Below are 18,762 nucleotides of genomic sequence, written 5' to 3' on the forward strand. Positions count from 1 at the left end.
CGCTTACGCTACTGAACTTTCACCAGCGTCAGCCGGTTGCCGAAGACGGCGCCGGTATCGATATAGTGCTGATTCCAGCCGCTGAGCGGCGCATCCAGCGGCGTATGGCCGAAATAGAACGCATCGGCGCCAGCAATGACGCCGCCCTGTCCGCGCTGAAGCTGGTGAATGCGGTCACGTCCCCACACTGTCTGCCAGGCGTCGATCGGCTGCGCCCAGGCGTAGCGCGCGGCCGGGTAGTCGGCGTGGGCGACCACGACAATCCGCTCGCCCAGCGCAATATGCACAATCAACGGTAGCGCCTGACAGCGCATCAGGTAGGCGCGCGCGGCGGCGCGCGTGGCCTCGCCCAGCCGCCAGAACCATTCCCCGCCGTTCATGCGCCACAACAGCTCATCCCCCTGCGTCAGCGCGGCCAGCGCCATCTCTTCATGATTGCCGCGCACGCAGCGAAACCAGGGCTGATCCAGCAGCCGCAGACAGGCCAGGCTATCAGGCCCACGATCGATCAGGTCGCCGACCGAGACCAACAGATCGCGTCGCGTATCAAACGCCACCGCCAGCAGCTGTTCATCCAGCAGGGAGCGGCAGCCGTGCAGATCGCCGACGATATAGATGTGTCGCCAGTTATCCCCCTCCAGATATTGATACAACATCGCCCTTTTCCTTACAGCTGTAACAGGAATATTGATGTGCGGTTAAGGCTGTAGCCTTTAAAGTGTAGCAGGCGAGGTAATCAGAAAGGTGCAGGCCAATATGGATAGCCAGAAGAAGTTTATTGTCATGCTGATATGTCTTTTCACCGGCAGCCTGCTGCTGCTGGAGATCCTCGCCCGGCTGGCGCATAAACTTATCGTCGGCTAACGGCGCGGCGGACAAGCCCTCTCATCGCGCCGCTGCCGCCCGCTTTTGCGCAGGCGCGGCGCTATTTGCCGTCGAGAAAGTGGATCACCGCGTCGGTAAACTCTTTCGGCGCCTGCAGGAAAGCGAAATGGCTGACGGTAGGCAGGATCAGCAGGCCGGCGTCAGGGATAGCGGCGGCGATATGTTCGAGATGCGCCCGGTCGATCGCTTCATCATGATCGCCGTCGGCGATCAGCACCTGGGCGCGGATGGTACCTAACGCCTCATCGCGCCATTCCGGCTGCGACTGCCACATCCCGCTAATTTGCTTCACAAACGCCGGATAGTCGTTGGGCGTTTTCGACAGCTTTTTATACTCTTCCCCGGCGCGCGCCATATAGGCAGTGAAGACCGGATTATTCTCAACGCCCGGCTTAACGCCGCGCGTGGTGACGTTAGGCGCAAAGGCGAACACCTTCCCGACGCGTTCCGCATGGCGCATCGCCATATCCAGACCAATGATCGCGCCGTCGCTCCAGCCCACGATATCAGCTTTGGCGATATGCAGGTGATCCATTAGCCCGACGATATCATCCGTCATTACATCGTAGCCGTAGGGCTGGGCGTTGCGCGTGCTGCGTCCGTGTCCGCGGCTATCGACCACAATCACCTGATGGTGCTTCGCCAGCTCAGGCACCTGCAGCCCCCAGTAGTCACTGTTCGCCAGCCCGCCGTGCAGCAGGATAACCGGCGATCCCTGCCCGGTTACGGCGTAGTAAAGCTGAATGCCGTTGACCTCGGCGTAGCCCGACTGCATCTCAGCCAGCGGCGCTGGGGTGGCCGGCAGCCGCTGCCAGCGCGTGCCCCAGTGGGCGTGCTGCGTTTCGCTCTGTGCCAGCGCAGGCGCCAGCGCCAGAACGCCAGCCAGTAAGATTGCCGGTTTGCTATGCATGTCTGATGTTTTCCTGTGCCCGTATGACCGGGCCGAATGGCGGTTTCTTGTACGCTTGCGGCCGGAAAAGGCGCGGCGGCAACATCTTTTACTACGCTTAACGCTGTGCCATTTATTACATAAATCACCGAGGACCGCTATGCAACGCCGAGATTTTATTGGATGCGGCAGCGCCATGTTTGCGCTGGCGCTGATGTCCCCTTCCGCATCAGGCGCAGCGGACGCGCCCCGCGCCACCCCCACCGCCCCTGTTTTACGGCCAGTAAAAATTAAGAATATTGCCATCGGCGAAGGCGAGCCGAAGGTGATCGTCTCCACCACCGCCACGCAGAGCGATGCGGTGAAGTCCTTTGTGCGCCGTCAGGCGACGCGGAGCGACAGCGATATTATCGAGCTGCGGCTGGATCTGCTGCACAACGGCCAGGACGCGGCGGCGATGGCGCAGCTGACGCGCGAGCTTTACGCCATGCTGCCGAATAAAATCCTGCTGGTGACCTTCCGTACTCAGGCGGAAGGCGGCAAGCAGGCGATTGACGATGAGCGCTACAGCGCACTCTGTCAGCAGCTGCTGACGCAGGGAGAGATGGATTTGCTGGATATTGAGATGTATCGCCCCGCCGCCAGAGAGCTGGTTACGCTGGCACATCAGCGGCAGGTGCGCGTGATCCTCTCCAGCCACGATTTTCAACAGACGCCGCCGCAGCGGGAGATTATCGCGCGCCTGCGCCAGCAGCAGGCAATGGGCGCGGATATCCTGAAAATGGCCGCTATGCCGCACGATCCGGGCGATGTCATCGGCATGATGGCGGCCACCTGGGAGATGCGGCGGCACTACGCACAGCAGCCGCTGCTGACGATGTCGATGGGCGGCATGGGCGCCGTAACGCGTCTGGCCGGCGAGCTGACCGGCTCAGCGCTGACTTTCGGCATGGCGGGCGATGCCTCAGCGCCGGGGCAGCTGGAGGCGAGCGATCTGAGCAGCGTGCTGGCGCTGCTGCATCGCGCGGCGCAGGAAGACGCGAAGCCGTCATAAACGCGCTGCGGGCCGACGGCAAAGCAAAAGGCGCGTTCTATGGTTGCCTGCAGGCGCTTTGACGTCGGAAAAATGCCACAGTTTAGCCTGATACGTCAAAATCAAACGCTCTTCCGGCTAAACGGGGATTGTGGACAGACAGGGCGGAAAAAAGAGAGCGTGGAGCGGGTAACGGGAATCGAACCCGTGTCACCAGCTTGGGAAGCTGGGGTAATACCATTATACGATACCCGCCCGGCAGGCTGCGTCATGCCGGTACGCATTCAGCAAGACGCAGTTTTACACAATATGGCGCCCTTTACGCAAGCACTTATCTGCTATCAGCGGAAAAAAAACGCGCGGCATCAAGGCGATCCCGGGGCCGTTAGCGATGCAGCTCCGCGACCGTCATGGTAAAACGCAGCGGGGCGTCGCCGAAATTAGCGTAATGATGTGCATTATCCGTTCTGGCGACCGCCGAACTGCCGGCATAAATTGTCAGATTGCTGGTTTCGGTTTTCAGGCTCAGCACTCCCTGCTCAACGTGCAGCAGCTCAAAGGTGCCGTGCGGATGGCCAGGAGAGGTAAATACCTCGCCAGGAAACATCTCCCAGCGCCAAAGCTCAACCATATCCGGCCCGCTGGATCCAGCCAGCAGGCGCGCGCTACCGCCTTTCTCGCCCTGCCAGAGCGTAGGGATATCCTGGCTTTCAATCAGCCATGCATCGGGCGCACGCGTGACATTAACAATATCCGCAACGGAAAGGCCGAGCGCGGCGGCGATTTTGCAAAGGATCGCCACGCTGGGATTCGCGCTGCCCTTCTCAATTTCCACCAGCATGCCCTTGCTGACTCCCGCCCGTCGGGAAAGCTCATCCAGGGAGAGCTTCTGCTCCTTGCGGTGATGATGAATGCTGGTGGACACCGCCTCGCTGACGCTGGCGATATCAGCGCCGGCAGCGGTCGATTTATTGACTTTTTTGGTCATCGGTCACTACTATAATCTAAATTAGTCACTAAAGGATTATGTTATGTTTTCTGTTACCCCGTCAATCGACCCGGCGGTTATCCGTCTGGCACCCGGCTTTCGCGCGCTAAGCCTTGTTGTCGATGCCGCACCGTTAGTTAATCCCGCCATTGCTGACGAGGCGTTGAAGCGGGCGTGCGCATCCGTTGTGGCCGGCGAAGCGAACTGGGCGGAGGCGCACCTTGCCGCATGGGCGGAGGCGTTTAAGGCGTTTGGCGCCAAACCTAAACGCACGCCCTGCTCGGCCGACGCCTTACGTAAGCGCGTTCAGCGTGACGGCGCAATGCCCGCGATCGATCCGATCGTCGATCTTTATAACGCCATTAGCATTCGCTATGCCATTCCGGTCGGCGGGGAAAACTTTGCCGCCTATACCAGCCAGCCACGGTTGACGATTGCTGACGGAACGGAGCTGTTTGATACCGTTAAAGAGGGAGAACCCGCCAGCGAATCCCCCGAGCCGGGCGAAGTTATCTGGCGTGATGAACAGGGCGTCACTTGCCGACGCTGGAACTGGCGTCAGGGCGTCCGAACCCGGCTGAGCGCCGAGGCGAAACAGATGTGGTTTATCCTCGAAAGCCTGCCGGCAATGCCGCTGGAGGCGCTGCACCAGGCGGGTGATGAACTGATTCAGGGTATTGCGCTGATGATGCCCGGCTCCCGCATTGAAAAACAGCTTATCGGCGAGATCGGTTAATCTTTTTCTCTGGCGGCGTTCTCTCTTACCGGTGAGGTAACGCCGCCCGTGCAGAGGCCTGTCCCTTTTAAATCCTCTCTTTTACCACTTATGCGCTGCGCTCAGGTTGCTCTCTATTCACACCGATAACACCTGATTGCCTAACCGGCAGCAAGACCGTTTTACCGGTACATACTTAATAAGTAAAAATGGCGCTATAGCCTCTAAAGCAACCGCTGTTTACTCTTTTGAATATAATTAAAACCGCCGTGTGGTTGTTATAAAATGGAGACAGATTTTTCTTAATTAAGCGCCAGTTTTTACTTTTTCATCTGCTTATTGTTATTTACGAATCGTTTCACTTCGCGTCTAAAACGGCAGATACGCGCCGCTGATTTGTTTTTTCCTGTTAATTTTCAATCACCTAAACGCACTAAAACTTGCCCGCCCGTTACGGCAGTTCATATTTTATCGTCTCGTCTGCCGCTAAAAGAGATTTTTTTACCGCCTTCTGACCTGGCATCGCCGTTTCGTTTCCCGGTCGTCATATAGCCGCTTATATTTCTGCTAGACTTAATTTTTCAACGCATAGAAAGGAGAAACAGATGCTGGGTAAAATCGAAGACAAAGTACGCGAAGGTACCGGTAAAGCGCAGGAAGCTTACGGCCGTGCAACCGACAGCTATAGCGATCAGGCGGAAGGTTCGGCGCGCAAATACGCCAGCCAGGCGAGCTACGCAGTGCGTGACGCCGCTGATACAGTAAGAAGCCAGGTTTCTTCTAACCCGCTCGGCGGATTAGCCGTGGCCGCGGCAGCGGGCGTCGTGCTGGGCTATCTGTTAGGCCGTAAATAATCGGCCCTAAGGCCGGCAGGTTCTCTGTCGGCCTGGTTACCTCTCTGTAGTTTTTCTACGCCTTTGGTAAGCCCTTTCCATCCCTCTGCGCTGGCCAAACCAACTACTTCAGCAGCATCCATTAATGCCCCGCTTTGGCAAAATTAACCACTTCAGGGCAATCGTTCAATTCTTTGCTTCGTCATCATCAGCCATATCTCTGTTTCTGCAGGTAATGCAACAATGCCACGCCTGACAAAGTCGCTTATGCCTCACGGAAACGGTCGCGGCCATTTTATGTGACGTTGTCACGAAGCCTCACGTTTGCTCTGTCTGCCCTGTCTGGGCATGGTTTTGGTAGTAAAGATGGTTTTACTAATCGTAAATACCTCGAGAAAATGGCTGATTACATCATTCAGCGCTCACTGGATAACATTGATATTGAAAAGCTTAAAACGTCGTCGTTAACAGCTCAGGAAGCCTGGCCGGCAGTATAATGACAAACAGGCCAGGGCTGGGTAACAGTGGGACGATGTTTACCAGTCGTATGGCTGCAAAAGTAGTGATGGGATTTACTTTCTTAACGTTGCTTTCTGTAGGAGCATTACCATCCAGCGCAGTTTACTCATCACGACAGCTGAATCAACGTGATGCAGAGCTGTACGACTCTCTGCGTAGACAGGGGCATTTGGTTCTTCTTTATTTTATTATTGAAAAAAGAGTTGAGCCTTTCGAGGGCGCAACTGCGTTATGGCATAAAAACCGTCGCCTGTTCAATGAAGTAACCGCCTTGTTTCTCAAGAAGATAAGCTTATGATTTTCTTGAAATTAATATCCCATGGTATAGCTGGCGTGCGTGATTGCATCATTATCGTTACTCTTGGGCTGTTGTTTTGGTTCATCTTTATGTCAGAATTTAAATACCGCTATTTTATGGCGGGCATATCCTGTTTAGGTTTTTTAGCGGCTTATTTAACATACCGTATCGCCGAAAAAGTTGATGATGGTATCTAAACTTAATCCATAAACAGCGAAAACAACCAGTATGACAAACTTAATTAATCTTGGTTAACTGTATGAAAATTGGATATATTTTTCCGGCCGTGTGCGGCATCGCAGGGGTGGTACTTCTGGTGTGGTTCATCGCCAGCGGCGCATGGATGCCCGGTACCTAAGCATCAATGCGGGATAAGAGAGTGCCCGTTATTAACGTAAAAACCGCAGAGGCGTTCCTGACGCCTTTGCGCATACCGGGTGCAAAGGTGTTAACGATCTCTTCGTCTGTCCGTCATTAAATGCGCACCTGCTAACAGCACCAGCTTTAACGCCTTTCGCAAATGCTCACGGACACCTCTTGTTACTCAGGCGTAAGTGAGGCAGATGGCGAAGATAATGCCGGCGCTGTTGTTATAAACCCTAACGTTATGTCCATCGCGTGTTAGCTGAGGAATACAGTCAGCAGATCACATTCTGGTGATACTCTGTTGGCGGTAAATAAATGAAAGAACAGGAAGATTTTGTTGGCGTTTAAAATATAAAGACGAGTGAATAGAAATATCCATTACGCAAAATGCGTTCTCCATTACAGGTTCATCCTTTCCTGGGCGGATCGTCCGTTACCTGATGCCGCCCAAGACGCAATGCCCGGATATTGGTAAAGTAAGTTATTCAGAGATCATACTCAGCAAGGATTTTTTCAACGTCTTTGTTGCCCGGGTACTTCTTCTTAAGCTGCTCTTGTTGTTTGCTGGCCAGCGTACAATATTTATCTACGCCTGCTTCAATTTCCTTTTGTCGGCTCTTGGACAAAGAACTATCCCATTCACCTGCAAAATGCTGGCAATCTTCAGCGTTATCCTGAAAAGCTTTTATATCAGCTCCCAGTGACTCAGCCTGCACGACGGAACAGCTAACTGTCAACAGTAAAGTCGTTACTGCCATTATGATTTTTTTCATCTTATCTCCCATCCGATGACCAGTGGGGCTTGTCTCGGGCACCACCGTGATATTTGATTACACCATAGCTTTTACCCACCTGATGGAGTTCTGTGTTCATTCCATCTCTTGGTGGCGTTCTTATAATGACGGTTTTATTGTTCTTGTCGATGATGTTCAGCTAGCCTGCCCACGAAATGTTCATATCAATGGCCTTCTCTTCTGTATGCCGACTCCGTAAGGCTGGAGCGACATGCAATCCGGTCATTCCATATGCGGCCACCATCGCATTAGCTTCGCGCAGACTTTTAGCATCATTTTTATGATCCCATTCAATGTTTACGCCAGCCATCGGAGGCACATCAGAAGCGCGTACTACCTCCGGCTTATTTTTCAACACCAGTGCATCAGATAAGCTCTTTCTGGTGGTTGGAGCGTAGCTGCTATTGTCACTCTGGCTCCAGCTTGCTTCAGCGCAGACAAAAATTGCTCAACATTAGTGCGGAATGGATAACTTAATGTTTGCGTCGATGTCTTATCCTGAAATTTATTGACCCAGGCTACTCCGCTTAATTCCTTCATGTTCGGCTCCTTGATTTAGCATGGGCCAGTAGATTAAACGAATCACCCTGAAATAAAAATCATCGGATTACATTGAAAATTACAACAAGCTATTGAAATAAGAAGCCCCATTAAACACGCACAGAAATTATTACGACTATCAATTACGATGATTTTTTTATAAAAAAATGGTACTGATTTTTTCATGACCGGTTTCAGTATTCGTAACGACGTTTGTGCGTAAAATCATATGCCTTCACCCACATCCTGAAAGTCACCGGGGATAAAACACTGCCAAATTTAGGGTATTGTTGTTTATGCCAGATATGAAAAAACCAAATTGAGATAATTGTGAACCAAATAAAGCAAACGTTTAGCCCGCAAAAGCAAGTTTAATTATTAAAATGCAAACATCATCTCTATTTCGCTTGTTTAAGGTAGGTTCCTCATGATGCATTGCCCTCTCTGCCAGACTGCTGCACTGATATCCTCGCCTCACCCTACCGATATCATACTAACCTGCCCCGGCAGGTTTTTTTATGTTTGATAGTATGCAAAAAAATATTGATAATTTTTCATATACAGTTCTTTCATGCAAAAAATCTGTATATGTCTAAAATTTATGGGACCAAAAAATTACCTAACGGTAAGTGGCAATGCGACTTTTATCTCAACGGCCGTGGCAGCATGCGCGTACGCAAAACTTTCAATACACGCGGTGAAGCGATAGCTTATGAAAAGTTCACGCTATCTGAGGTAGAAGATAAGCCCTGGATGGGCGGTAAAGAAGATAACCGGCTGCTGAGTGAGTTGATTGACCTTTGGTATAAGCTGCACGGCTGCTCGTTGAGTGATAAAAAAGGCCGTCTGGGAAAGCTGGGCATCATCTGGCGAGGACTTGGCGATCCGGTTGCGCGAACGCTAACCGCTAAAGACTGGGCGCCTTATCGTGTCCGCCGCTTACGTGGTGAAATCGAGAATGGCTATAAGACCAGCGCCAAGTCGCTAAAGGTATCGATCGGTACGGTTAACGGTGAGCATGCCTTTTTGCGTGCGGTCTTTAATGAGCTGGAACGGTTGGGTGAGGTTAACTACCCTAACCCGCTTAAAAATGTCCGTGAGTTTGATGTACCAGAAAAAGAAATGGCTTGGCTCACCGAAGAACAAACCACACGATTAATGCGTACCTGTCATGGTCATGCCAACCCCAATCTTACCCTTATCGTTAAAATCTGCCTTAGCACCGGCTGCCGCTGGAATGAGGCGGCCAGTCTGCGCGCTTCACAACGCTCACCGAATAAAATCACCGTTGTTAAAACCAAAGGAAAAAAGAACCGCACGGTTCCCATCGATAAAGAGTTATATGAAGAATGGTTAGCACGTGAAGGTATGCCTTTTGATGAATGCTACAGGCAGTTTTACCAGGTACTAACGCTCGCGAAAATAGAACTGCCTGAAGGTCAGATAAGCCACGCATTACGTCACACCTTCAGCAGCCACTTTATGATGGGCGGCAGTAATATTCTGGTGCTTCAGCGTATTCCCGGCCATTCAGATATCAGGTTCACTATGCGTTATGTGCATTTCGCGCCAGACCACCTGGAAGGTGCGATTTATTTAAACCCGCTGCAAAGAGTTAAGCTGCGTCCACAAACTGACTACAAGGGGTCAACAGAGAGGATATCAGGTAGAACAGGAAGCTGATTAACTTACTGATTTTTATGTAAGTTGCTGATATTGAATCGTGGATAAAAAAAGACCGAATACGATTTTAACCTTTTAAAATCAATGATTTATGTGAATAAATGGCGTAAATTTGACTACAAAAATTTAACCGTTTTACTATGGTTTTTCGTAAATTAAAGCTATTGAATTAATTTTTCTCTTACATTAGATATTAATATCATATAATTATTTTAAATTTGATTTCAGGCTATTGCTTTATAACTGATATAAAAACATACTTATGGCTCAGTTTTAAGCTTTATAAAACACTTATTAAAGGCATGATTTTCATTTAAAATCATAAATATCATGCCTGTAAATTTAATGTTTAAGTGCGTAAGTGCCTACCAAAAACTTCCTTCATTGAAGCAACGTTTCTTATTGCGTTACTACTTAGATCACCACTCACATTTACTGGAGAATCATCACTCTTTAGCATAATTATCAAAATAGTATATGTAAGTAGAAATAAATACCAAGTATGGGCATAAGTTTTCATTGATGCCTTACTACTTTTAAAAGGAGAAATAACATTGGCATGAGTTCTATCATTCCTAAATGTATATAGTAGGCCTAACGTTATTAACCTAATCCTTTCGCTTTCGCTTAAAGTGAGGGGCTCTGCTTCCTCTTGTTTACCAAGAGTTACAGTGTTGCCAGAGATAATTTTTTTTAAGAGGTTAGCACCGCCTCTTCTTTCATCTTTGTCAGAATAATTTTTACCTGAGAAGTAATGCATTAGCGCGTCCAAGTTAATTATTTTTTTATTGGGATCGCCATCATTTAATACCAATCTTTTATAAATTTTACTATCTTCTAATCTGCTATTTTCATTAGTTATTTTTTTTAGGAGATATTCACAAACTTGATGCGGAATAGCCTCAAATACAATATACAGCGCATTTCGATAGTTGCTATCGTTTGAAATTACGTTTTCAATCCGAACATTCAAAGTATCTTGAATAAGTTTTGTGATATTTGAACCATTGCCATTATGAGTAAAAATATACTCAAGAGCCCTCCAAACGTGGTCAAATGCAATATCAGATCTATTTGGAATCATATACAAAGCATCAAGTAAAAATGAAACCACCTTATTATATTCAACATTATCACTTTCTGGTAACTCGAAGGGATGAAATACTTTTGCTAAACCTACCTCTTCAACCTTTTTTTCAAAAACTTCTTCAATGTCAAATTTAAATGCCTTCGGCCATTGATTAATACTTTTTAGCCTTAACTCCCTTTCTTTACTCATGTAATCACCTTTTAATTCAAATTAAACGGATTTATTAATTCATAGGACAACAAAATAGTCTATTATTTATCTGCTACCATCTAATAATTATATTCCATAGTTAACACTACCTTCCCAGCGGGGTTTACTTCATCAGCACCACAAGTGAAGTTAGTTCCCTTACTCGCCACACTAATCTTACGGCCCGGCAAAAGGGCAATATCATAAATGTCGTATTTATCGTCGATACCCAGCAACCAGCGACCATTGCTAATACTAGATATGCTAGCGTCAACGATCCACGTCCCTGAGTTACTTGAGATAAAAACTGGTTCATTAAGAGTGTGAGGGATAAAGCTTAAATCAACCGACCAGTTGCCGGCATCCTGTAGCACACCTGCTATAAGGTTCTTACGCGGAATAGCCGTTCCTGTGCTTTGTTTAGTACTTTCAGCCAAATGCGCGCCCTTCCCGGTCGCTAGCCACTCTAAAGACGCGCCGGTATCAAGCGCACATGTCACGACTACATCACCGGGAAAGTAATTTCTACGCACCCAGGTGCTGACCGTACCGGATGAAATACCCAGCAGCTCGCAAAGTTGTTTTTGAAGAGTAAAGCCATAGGCGTCCATGATGCGGCGTAGAACCGGCTTGCCACCGTTTGAAGTGATCTCGTTGTAGAGCGCTTCGCCTTTCGGGATAGACGGAGAAGTGTCTAAATTTGCATTTGCAAGTTTACCGCTTGTGAGCCAGTGGAGGTCACTGCCAGTATCTAATGCGCATTTTACAAAAGCGCTGCCGGGAACGCTGTCACGCTGCACCCAATTACTGACATTGGCAGCAGGCACACCAAGGCATTCAGCCAAAGCTTTTTGAGTCGTAACCCCATAGGCAGACGACAGACGCTCGACGATTTCTAACGCCGTCCCTTCGCTAAAATCCATAAGCCACCAAATAAATAAACATTTGTTGTTTACTAAACGCCATTTGATGATCTAGGATGTATCACACCACATGAAACACCGTAGAACAAAACGACCCGAAGGAGATACTGCTTTATGCATACTGAAAATGCAAACAGTGGAAACGCTTTTGACTTACCCCAGTCACCAGAGTTAATCGCCAACCTTGCTGCTGCCTTAATGCCTGCGCTTAGCGCGGCGGTTAACACCGCCGTTGAAAAAGCGTTGGCACTCAATACCTCGGCCACCATGTCCAAAGAAGATTTCGCTGCAGCGAACGGCATTAGCAAGTCCGTGTTAGAAAAGTGGATTGCTAATGGCGTCGTGCTTCTCGCCCCTACTCCAACCAGTACCGTTAAACGCACGGTGGAATGCAAAAAGACCGGCCAGACGCGTACTGACGTGATGGAGAAGCACGGCAATGCGCTGGTTAACGTTGCTGCATGGCGTGAAAAAAACCTGCAGCACGCCATCAACTGTCGTTACATCAAACGCTAACTTGATTTTGCAAGTTTCAAGGATTCGAATCATGTTTGATTATCAGGTCTCTAAACACCCTCACCTCGATAATGCCTGTCGGCAGTTTGCTCAGAACCACAACCTGAGCCAGCTGGCTGGCAAAGTTGAGATGAAGCCACAGGTATTGCGTAACAAGCTGAATCCCGATCAGCCGCACCAGTTAACACTAACTGAGGTATTGCAGCTTACAGATATCACTGAAGACTCGACGCTGGTCGATGGCCTGTTGGCACAGCTTCATTGTTTGCCTTCTGTACCAGTGAACGAACTGGCAGCGGAAAAGCTGGCGTCTTATGTGATGAATGCAACAGCTGCTGTTGGTCAGGTTGCTGCCGGCGCGGTATCAACCGAGCGTATGACCCAGTCACGCAAAAATGCTTTCGTCGATAGTGTGAATTCAGGTATTCGCTGCCTGACACTGGCGGCAATGGCCGTTCATGCTCGTATCCATACTAACCCGACGATGGCTTCTACGCTCGATGCTGTAAGCGGTCTCGGCGCTTCTATCAGTCTGAGCTGAGATAACTATGCCCTTTTCAGTCGCACCACTTTTGAAGCGTCAGAGCCAATTGCCAGCGCACGGGCATGGCTGGATCACAGGTAAGAACGGTAAACGCTGGCATCCATGTCACGGTCAACAGCAACTATTGAATGAACTGACAACCCGGCCTCAAAGCGTTATCGAACGCATGAAAGTTTTTATCGGAGGTTTCTGTGAGTAATGCAGCCCTCGCTGTACCACAAAAACACGCAACGGCACCTTTTACCGAAATTCGTCTGGTGCATGCGCGCGTGGATAAAGTCGAAAGAATGACGTTTGACGAATTTCGGAAAACGTGGCGGCAGCTACTAAAGAACAACAGCAACCCGGCACTGAACTATTTCAACCGACAGAACGAAGAATTCAAATTTTGCGTAATGACCCTGGCGAACCGTAATGCGCCTGGCTCATTCAAGGTAGATGAAGTCGGCAAACCGTTTGAATATTTCGATGAAAGTCGCCGCGAACTAATCATCGTGGCAATGAACAAAATGGCGCGCTGGGGCCGTATCCTGCCGCATCAGTTCTCTATAGCAGATAGCTTTTTAGCTGAATAAATAACCCAATCGAAATTAATGGCGTAAACCCGCCGGGCATTCTTTTGCCTGAAATCTGGAGATAGATAAATGCGAAATATTGGAACCCATAAATATAACGAAGATGTGGAAACCATAACGGCGTTATTAAACAACGCACGTATGGATGAGCGTAAAGGCCGCGCACAGGTTGTTTCTGAACGCCTGGCTGAACTGGCTGCGCATATCAACCAACAGGGACTGAATGGTGTTGAAGCCGCTGAACTGATCCGCCGCGAAGCTGAGCGTTACGACAACGAATCACGGGAGCTGCACTGATGGCTGACACAATGGATCTTGTACAGCAGCACACTGAAGAAATGCTGGCGCGCAATATCGCAGCTGTTATCCGCCGACCGATACTGGTCAGTGCGTTTTTTTGTGATGACTGTGACGCAGAAATCCCGGCAGCACGACGCCAGGCCATAACGGGTGTTACCCGTTGTGTTGCATGTCAGGAAGTGGCTGAACTTAAAAGTCGCCATTATCACGGCGGCCTCTGATGCATCAGGAATACGCCTACCCGTGGAACGCGCCACGGGAGGCCATCGCCAGTCCATATCCCACCTATGAAGAAACCCGCCGCCGCGATCAGCTGATTGCGGCGCTGCTGCATGCGCAGGAGCTACTGGAAAAACAGCCCGTGCTGGTACAGCTTGATGTTAAACGTCGCGTCAGTGAACTGGAGAAAACTTACGGTACAGCTCGTGCCAATGCGTACTTAGCAAAAACCTTTGTTGAGCGCACATTGCCACGCGTTGAAAAAGTTAACGCGCAATATCGTCTCGGCGATATGAACACAGGAACCTTCACCCTACTAACCAGCAACGCCGAAGAGTATAAAGGCGCGGCGGTTGCTGCCGGCACGCTATGGGAGCTGATGCGCCGTTTTAACCGGCTGCCTGATATGGCACGTGCCGATGTTGACCTGTTGGCCGGCGATATCGCCAGTTTTATCCTGGCGGAAATGGCGCAAGCGCACGGTCAGGCCGGTGGCGAATCAGACTACAAATACACTCACCGTATTTATATGACCGCGGCGGCTATCACTCGTGAGCTGAATCAGACGCCACCGCTATGGGATAAAGTTACCTCCCGCCTGTTTTGCCCGGAAGACATTGCCCCGGCCATCATGAGGATGCAAAACGAAAAGTGGTGGAAAGGACGTCTGCGCCGTGTTGCTGCCTCATGGCGTGAACATCTGCAGATTGCCCTGGCAAACGTCAGCAAAAAGCACACCCCCTATGCCAGTTCAATGGCCATTATCGAATGGCGAGAACAGAAGCGTCGTACCCGCGAGTTTCTCAAGGGCATGGAGCTGGAAGACGAGGAAGGCAACCGCATCAGCCTGATTGAAAAATACGACGGCAGCGTTGCCAATCCGGCGATCCGCCGCTGTGAGCTGATGACTCGTATTCGCGGCTTTGAAAATATCTGCAACGAAATGGGCTTTGTCGGCGAATTCTATACGCTAACCGCGCCGGCCCGCTATCACGCCACGATTAAAACCGGATACCGCAACCGCAAATGGAACGGCGCCAGCCCGGCCGATACGCAGCGTTATCTCTGCAGCGTGTGGCAAAAAATCCGCGCCAAGCTGCACCGTGAAGATATCCGCATCTTTGGCATCCGGGTAGCTGAACCACATCACGACGCCACGCCACACTGGCATATGCTGATGTTTATGCGACCGGAAGATGTGGATCAGGTGCGTCAGATAATACGCGATTACGCATATCAGCAAGACGGCAACGAGCTGACTACGGAGAAAGCCCGTAAGGCCCGCTTCCATGCTGAAGCGATCGATCCGGAGAAAGGCAGCGCCACCGGTTACGTGGCGAAATACATCTCCAAGAATATCGACGGGTACGCGCTGGACGGTGAGCTGGATGATGAAAGCGGTAAAGAACTTAAAGAAACCGCTTCTGCTGTTTCTGCCTGGGCGGCACGCTGGCACATCCGTCAGTTCCAGTTTGTGGGCGGTGCGCCGGTGACGGTTTACCGCGAGCTGCGCCGCATGGCCGACAGCGAAACCGCCCACGGCCTAAGCGTGGAGTTCGCCGCCGCGCATGATGCCGCTGACGCCGGTGACTGGGCTGCCTATGTTAACGCTCAAGGTGGCCCGTTTGTGCGCCGTGACGAGTTGGCCGTGCGCACCTGGTATCAGGCAGGCAATGAATGGAATGAATACGGTGAGGAGACAGTACGTATCAAAGGCGTTTACGCCGCATCTGTGGGTGACGATACGCCAATTCTGACGCGTCTGGCGCAGTGGAAGATCGTGCCGAAGCGCGCCGTTGATTTGGGTTTGGAATTTAGGGACGCGTCTGCGTCCCCTCGGAGTTCTGTCAATAACTGTACGGGTAGCGAAAGCGAACCCCCAGAACTGGATTTATCAAAACCACTAACCAGAAGCGAAAGAAGGAAGCTAACGGTTAGAATCAGGGTGAAAAAGGAAATGGGTAGGCGGCATTTTGTACACGGAACTGATGACCAGCATGCCGCGATCATCAGGACTATCGACAAAGTGTAAATGAATACTGGCATAAGCATCAGCCGGGGTGAAGCTCTGCATTTGATGGCCGGGGGGAAGAGTCGGTTTAACAATAAATGGTTTAGTGGCTCATCTACAGGGAAAGTTTTTAGGGCTGCGCCATCTCACGGACATAACGCCAGAATAATACTCGGTCGAGTGGCTCGACTGGCTTCAGCTACTAAGTTAAGCTCTTAACTAAATCGCATAATTTCATGTGCATACGTTAGCGAAACTGCCCAATTTTTTTCTTCCCATTTTTTAGTACAATATGGTACTGTTTATTTATACAGTATCTCGAATGGGAGGGCGCATGGATAGAGAGCTGAGCAAGCATATTATGCTTGAAAGGGTAGAGCTGATAGCACGTCTGACAACAGAGGGTGTTTGTCAGGAAAGAGATCGTGAAATTGCATTGAATTTAATTGCTGAACTGGCGCATGAGAACTTGCTAAAAAAAGATTCTTATTCAGTAGTTGTTTCAGCCAAACCGTGTAAACAACTATTAAAAAGAGAAAATGAAGTAAGAATACACATCACGTTGGATAAAACACAAAACATGGGGCAGCAACTTGTTGAAGCCTTTGAAAGTGAGCTTAATCGCAGAGTTAAAGACACCTTTCCTGCTTCTCAAGTCACGGTCAAAAAAGGATCAATGACTGGCGTCGAGATAAAGGGCTTTCCGAGCGACTCAGACCGGGAACGCCTGGACGGAATTATTAAGGAAGTGTGGGAAGATGAAAGCTGGCACTAAATAACAAATCTCGTCGATTTGAAAGCTGGCTTTTCGAGTCGGCGGGATTGAATTATCTTCAACATTACTGATACATGCCCGCATTGGTTGTATATCAGACTCTTTTTTTGATGTAGAACACGCAATTGACTTAAAATAGGCTCAGACCCTACCTTCTAAAAATTGCAAAGGTTATGCTAGCTCATGCTATACACAGACTGATTTATCTTACAACATTAGCGGGGGTTCTTATGATTGGTGAAAATTTAATACTGACAGTTGATGAATTAAACAAAGTTGATTTTAAATTATTTTCTCAGGTTCCTTTAACTTTCCACGAACATGAAATATCAGCATATCTAAGAACAATTCAAGATGAAGCTATAAATGTAAATGAAAAAAAGGTTGCGGAATTTTTGAGCATCCTTTTTATGTTTAACTTGCAAGTGGTTGGTGGTAATTCTGTATTTGAGCCCATGGCAATATTTGGGAATAAGAGATCGTTGTTGCCAGAAGATTTTGATTCTAAATTAAATGACTACATCATTGAACTATCCACTAGAATAACAAATCCTTTTTTGCTTTCTAGAATTTGTGATGTTATATGGGTAAATAACAAAGCAAAAAAAGATATGGCAATAAAGGCGATAGATTCTTATTCTGAAATGATAGGCGAGGCAACATCTTATTTAAAGAGAATGAAAAAAGAAAAAGATGACTCAAGTCTAAGTCTATTTATTTTCATCAAGGAATACATTGCAAGAGCATTATTTATATCATCCTGCGTTTACCCGAGGAAATCAGGGGGTAATGAGCATATTAAAACTGCTATTACCTCTCTTTATGAAACTCAAAATGACCTGCTTGTATTTGAGGGTTTCAACAATTTAACCTGGGTAATGATGCAGCACTCGGGCGATACAGATAAATTGAAATTTGCAGTGAATGCAGAGTCAATGGCTAAAGCCCATTCTGGTAAAGCTTACTTTGAAGCAGTTAAAGATCTTTATGAAACTGCTGCGCGCATATATGAGAAAAATAGTAAAAATGATGAGGCGAAGCAATGCAGGATTAGTGCCGCTAAAATCACTATTGATGTAGTTAATAGTCATAGTGAGCCTATGCTAAAAGCAAGTTGGCTTAGAACGGCGATATCAGAACTAAGAAAGGTTGGCGAAAAAGAACTTATTGAAGATTTAAAAAAACAATTAGTCGACGCGCGGGAGGAGAGTCTAAACAGCTATGCCACCTTAAGCTCGTCGATAGACATTACCGATGAAGTTAACAATGCACTTGATAGCTTAGCCAATCGTAAGTTGTCTTTTATCCTCAAATATATAATCAGGGAAACCCCATTGAAAACATTTCAAACATAAGGGAAGAAGTATTAAGGATTTCAGAGGTTAGTCTATTCTCAAGGTTTTTTGCTTCGGAAATCATGGATGAGGCGGGGCACAGGATTCATAGATATAAACCGCTAAGTGATGTTAATGAAATGACTGATAATGAAGCAATTGATCATTACATGAGAAATATCACTATAACTCATGATCTTTTCATAAAAGCAGCCTTTGAACCTGCTAGGTTTGTTATAATTCAAGAGCACAATATAACATTAAATACCTTTATTAAATTTACTGCGTATAGCCCATTCATAAAAGACGAGCACGCGAATATTTTTTCACTTGGTTTCTACCGGCTTTTCCAAGGTGATTATATGGGGGCTAGCTATCTTCTTATACCTCAAATGGAAGGGATTTTAAGACATGCCTATGAAATTAGTGGTAAAGACTCCACTCGTTATCTGGATAAGGGCATAGAAGAATCAACAAGCATTTCTATTCTATTAGATAAGTGTAGGGAAGACATTGATCTGATTTTCACGAAAGACATTGCTTTGACTATTGATATGTTATTCAACAGAAAAAATGGACCGCTCTTAAGACATAAACTAGCTCACGGTAATTTGTATGATGGCATGTGCTTTTCTGCATCGACTATCTATGCGTGTTTCTTAATATTTTATATATGTGCTTTGCCATTGCATGCGCATTTTGAGCGCATATTCGATTCTGAATAAACAATAATAGCTGGATAC

The 18,762-nt window shown here is 48.3% G+C and carries 24 protein-coding genes and 1 tRNA gene; 17 read left to right on the forward strand and 8 right to left on the reverse strand.

Features of this window, described 5'->3' with window-relative positions; translation table 11 throughout:
* Positions 1–8: 8 nt before the first annotated feature.
* Entirely contained in the window at positions 9–656 is a 648-nt protein-coding gene (locus tag C2E15_RS11965; protein ID WP_104957566.1) for a metallophosphoesterase, read from the reverse strand.
* 269 nt (positions 657–925) lie between these two features.
* Positions 926–1,795, reverse strand: coding sequence for an alpha/beta fold hydrolase (locus C2E15_RS11970; protein ID WP_104957567.1), 870 nt, complete (start codon positions 1,793–1,795; stop codon positions 926–928).
* A 139-nt stretch (positions 1,796–1,934) separates the two neighbouring features.
* Between C2E15_RS11970 and aroD the strand changes: the two genes are divergently transcribed.
* Positions 1,935–2,828, forward strand: a complete 894-nt coding sequence (gene aroD / locus C2E15_RS11975) for a type I 3-dehydroquinate dehydratase (RefSeq protein ID WP_104957568.1) — start codon at positions 1,935–1,937, stop codon at positions 2,826–2,828.
* 160 nt (positions 2,829–2,988) lie between these two features.
* Here the strand turns inward: aroD and C2E15_RS11980 are convergent.
* Positions 2,989–3,062: transfer RNA gene (locus C2E15_RS11980), tRNA-Gly, on the reverse strand.
* Positions 3,063–3,192: 130 nt separating this feature from the next.
* Positions 3,193–3,795, reverse strand: coding sequence for a helix-turn-helix transcriptional regulator (locus C2E15_RS11985; RefSeq protein WP_104957569.1), 603 nt, complete (start codon positions 3,793–3,795; stop codon positions 3,193–3,195).
* A gap of 43 nt (positions 3,796–3,838) precedes the next feature.
* Between C2E15_RS11985 and C2E15_RS11990 the strand changes: the two genes are divergently transcribed.
* The 5 genes from C2E15_RS11990 (at position 3,839) to C2E15_RS21375 (ending at position 6,518) form a co-directional block, all read left to right on the forward strand.
* Positions 3,839–4,531, forward strand: a complete 693-nt coding sequence (locus C2E15_RS11990; protein WP_104957570.1) for a B3/B4 domain-containing protein — start codon at positions 3,839–3,841, stop codon at positions 4,529–4,531.
* A 584-nt stretch (positions 4,532–5,115) separates the two neighbouring features.
* Positions 5,116–5,364, forward strand: a complete 249-nt coding sequence (locus C2E15_RS11995; protein WP_104957571.1) for a CsbD family protein — start codon at positions 5,116–5,118, stop codon at positions 5,362–5,364.
* A gap of 511 nt (positions 5,365–5,875) precedes the next feature.
* Positions 5,876–6,160: a hypothetical protein gene (locus C2E15_RS21370; protein WP_128861313.1), complete on the forward strand. Its 285-nt coding sequence runs from the start codon at positions 5,876–5,878 to the stop codon at positions 6,158–6,160.
* Positions 6,157–6,357 (forward strand): hypothetical protein, encoded by a 201-nt coding sequence (locus C2E15_RS12000; RefSeq protein ID WP_104957572.1) that lies wholly within the window; start codon positions 6,157–6,159, stop codon positions 6,355–6,357. Before C2E15_RS21370 ends, C2E15_RS12000 begins: the two co-directional genes overlap by 4 nt.
* A 62-nt stretch (positions 6,358–6,419) precedes the next feature.
* The gene (locus C2E15_RS21375) at positions 6,420–6,518 is read left to right on the forward strand and encodes a YoaK family small membrane protein (protein ID WP_146108548.1); all 99 of its coding nucleotides are present in this window, start codon (positions 6,420–6,422) and stop codon (positions 6,516–6,518) included.
* Positions 6,519–7,011: 493 nt separating this feature from the next.
* Here the strand turns inward: C2E15_RS21375 and C2E15_RS12005 are convergent, their stop codons facing one another.
* On the reverse strand, positions 7,012–7,299 hold the full coding sequence (locus C2E15_RS12005) for a hypothetical protein (protein WP_245912255.1): 288 nt from the start codon (positions 7,297–7,299) through the stop codon (positions 7,012–7,014).
* Between the two features lie 372 nt (positions 7,300–7,671).
* On the reverse strand, positions 7,672–7,860 hold the full coding sequence (locus C2E15_RS22250) for a hypothetical protein (protein ID WP_128861314.1): 189 nt from the start codon (positions 7,858–7,860) through the stop codon (positions 7,672–7,674).
* A gap of 588 nt (positions 7,861–8,448) precedes the next feature.
* Between C2E15_RS22250 and C2E15_RS12015 the strand changes: the two genes are divergently transcribed.
* Positions 8,449–9,543, forward strand: coding sequence for a phage integrase (locus C2E15_RS12015; RefSeq protein ID WP_104959165.1), 1,095 nt, complete (start codon positions 8,449–8,451; stop codon positions 9,541–9,543).
* A gap of 349 nt (positions 9,544–9,892) precedes the next feature.
* Here C2E15_RS12015 and C2E15_RS12020 read toward each other — a convergent pair whose 3' ends face one another.
* Together C2E15_RS12020 and C2E15_RS12025 are read right to left on the reverse strand one after the other, a co-directional pair.
* Entirely contained in the window at positions 9,893–10,822 is a 930-nt protein-coding gene (locus tag C2E15_RS12020) for a hypothetical protein (protein ID WP_104957574.1), read from the reverse strand.
* 80 nt (positions 10,823–10,902) lie between these two features.
* Positions 10,903–11,745 carry a phage repressor protein CI gene (locus C2E15_RS12025; protein WP_104957575.1) on the reverse strand — a complete coding sequence of 281 codons (843 nt, stop codon included), beginning with the start codon at positions 11,743–11,745 and terminating at the stop codon, positions 10,903–10,905.
* 114 nt (positions 11,746–11,859) lie between these two features.
* On the opposite strand from C2E15_RS12025, the gene C2E15_RS12030 reads away from it, so the two are divergent.
* The 10 genes from C2E15_RS12030 (at position 11,860) to C2E15_RS22055 (ending at position 18,744) form a co-directional block, all read left to right on the forward strand.
* Positions 11,860–12,261, forward strand: coding sequence for a hypothetical protein (locus tag C2E15_RS12030; protein WP_104957576.1), 402 nt, complete (start codon positions 11,860–11,862; stop codon positions 12,259–12,261).
* A 31-nt stretch (positions 12,262–12,292) separates the two neighbouring features.
* The gene (locus C2E15_RS12035; protein WP_104957577.1) at positions 12,293–12,802 is read left to right on the forward strand and encodes a phage regulatory CII family protein; all 510 of its coding nucleotides are present in this window, start codon (positions 12,293–12,295) and stop codon (positions 12,800–12,802) included.
* A gap of 7 nt (positions 12,803–12,809) precedes the next feature.
* Entirely contained in the window at positions 12,810–13,004 is a 195-nt protein-coding gene (locus C2E15_RS12040; RefSeq protein ID WP_104957578.1) for a phage filamentation protein Fil family protein, read from the forward strand.
* 49 nt (positions 13,005–13,053) lie between these two features.
* Positions 13,054–13,380: a hypothetical protein gene (locus C2E15_RS12045; protein WP_245912401.1), complete on the forward strand. Its 327-nt coding sequence runs from the start codon at positions 13,054–13,056 to the stop codon at positions 13,378–13,380.
* Positions 13,381–13,449: 69 nt separating this feature from the next.
* Positions 13,450–13,677: a DUF2732 family protein gene (locus C2E15_RS12050; protein WP_104957580.1), complete on the forward strand. Its 228-nt coding sequence runs from the start codon at positions 13,450–13,452 to the stop codon at positions 13,675–13,677.
* Positions 13,677–13,901, forward strand: coding sequence for a TraR/DksA family transcriptional regulator (locus tag C2E15_RS12055; protein WP_104957581.1), 225 nt, complete (start codon positions 13,677–13,679; stop codon positions 13,899–13,901). The genes C2E15_RS12050 and C2E15_RS12055 overlap by 1 nt, the downstream gene beginning before the upstream one ends.
* Positions 13,901–15,931, forward strand: a complete 2,031-nt coding sequence (locus C2E15_RS12060) for a replication endonuclease (RefSeq protein WP_425438008.1) — start codon at positions 13,901–13,903, stop codon at positions 15,929–15,931. The genes C2E15_RS12055 and C2E15_RS12060 overlap by 1 nt, the downstream gene beginning before the upstream one ends.
* Positions 15,932–16,244: 313 nt before the next feature.
* Positions 16,245–16,685: a DinI-like family protein gene (locus tag C2E15_RS12065; RefSeq protein WP_167391865.1), complete on the forward strand. Its 441-nt coding sequence runs from the start codon at positions 16,245–16,247 to the stop codon at positions 16,683–16,685.
* Positions 16,686–16,915: 230 nt separating this feature from the next.
* Positions 16,916–18,040: a DUF7380 domain-containing protein gene (locus C2E15_RS22050; protein WP_245912257.1), complete on the forward strand. Its 1,125-nt coding sequence runs from the start codon at positions 16,916–16,918 to the stop codon at positions 18,038–18,040.
* Positions 18,041–18,159: 119 nt separating this feature from the next.
* Positions 18,160–18,744 (forward strand): hypothetical protein, encoded by a 585-nt coding sequence (locus C2E15_RS22055; RefSeq protein ID WP_245912258.1) that lies wholly within the window; start codon positions 18,160–18,162, stop codon positions 18,742–18,744.
* Positions 18,745–18,762: the final 18 nt, after the last annotated feature.

Origin of the sequence: Mixta gaviniae, assembly GCF_002953195.1 — a bacterium.
Taxonomy (GTDB): domain Bacteria; phylum Pseudomonadota; class Gammaproteobacteria; order Enterobacterales; family Enterobacteriaceae; genus Mixta; species Mixta gaviniae.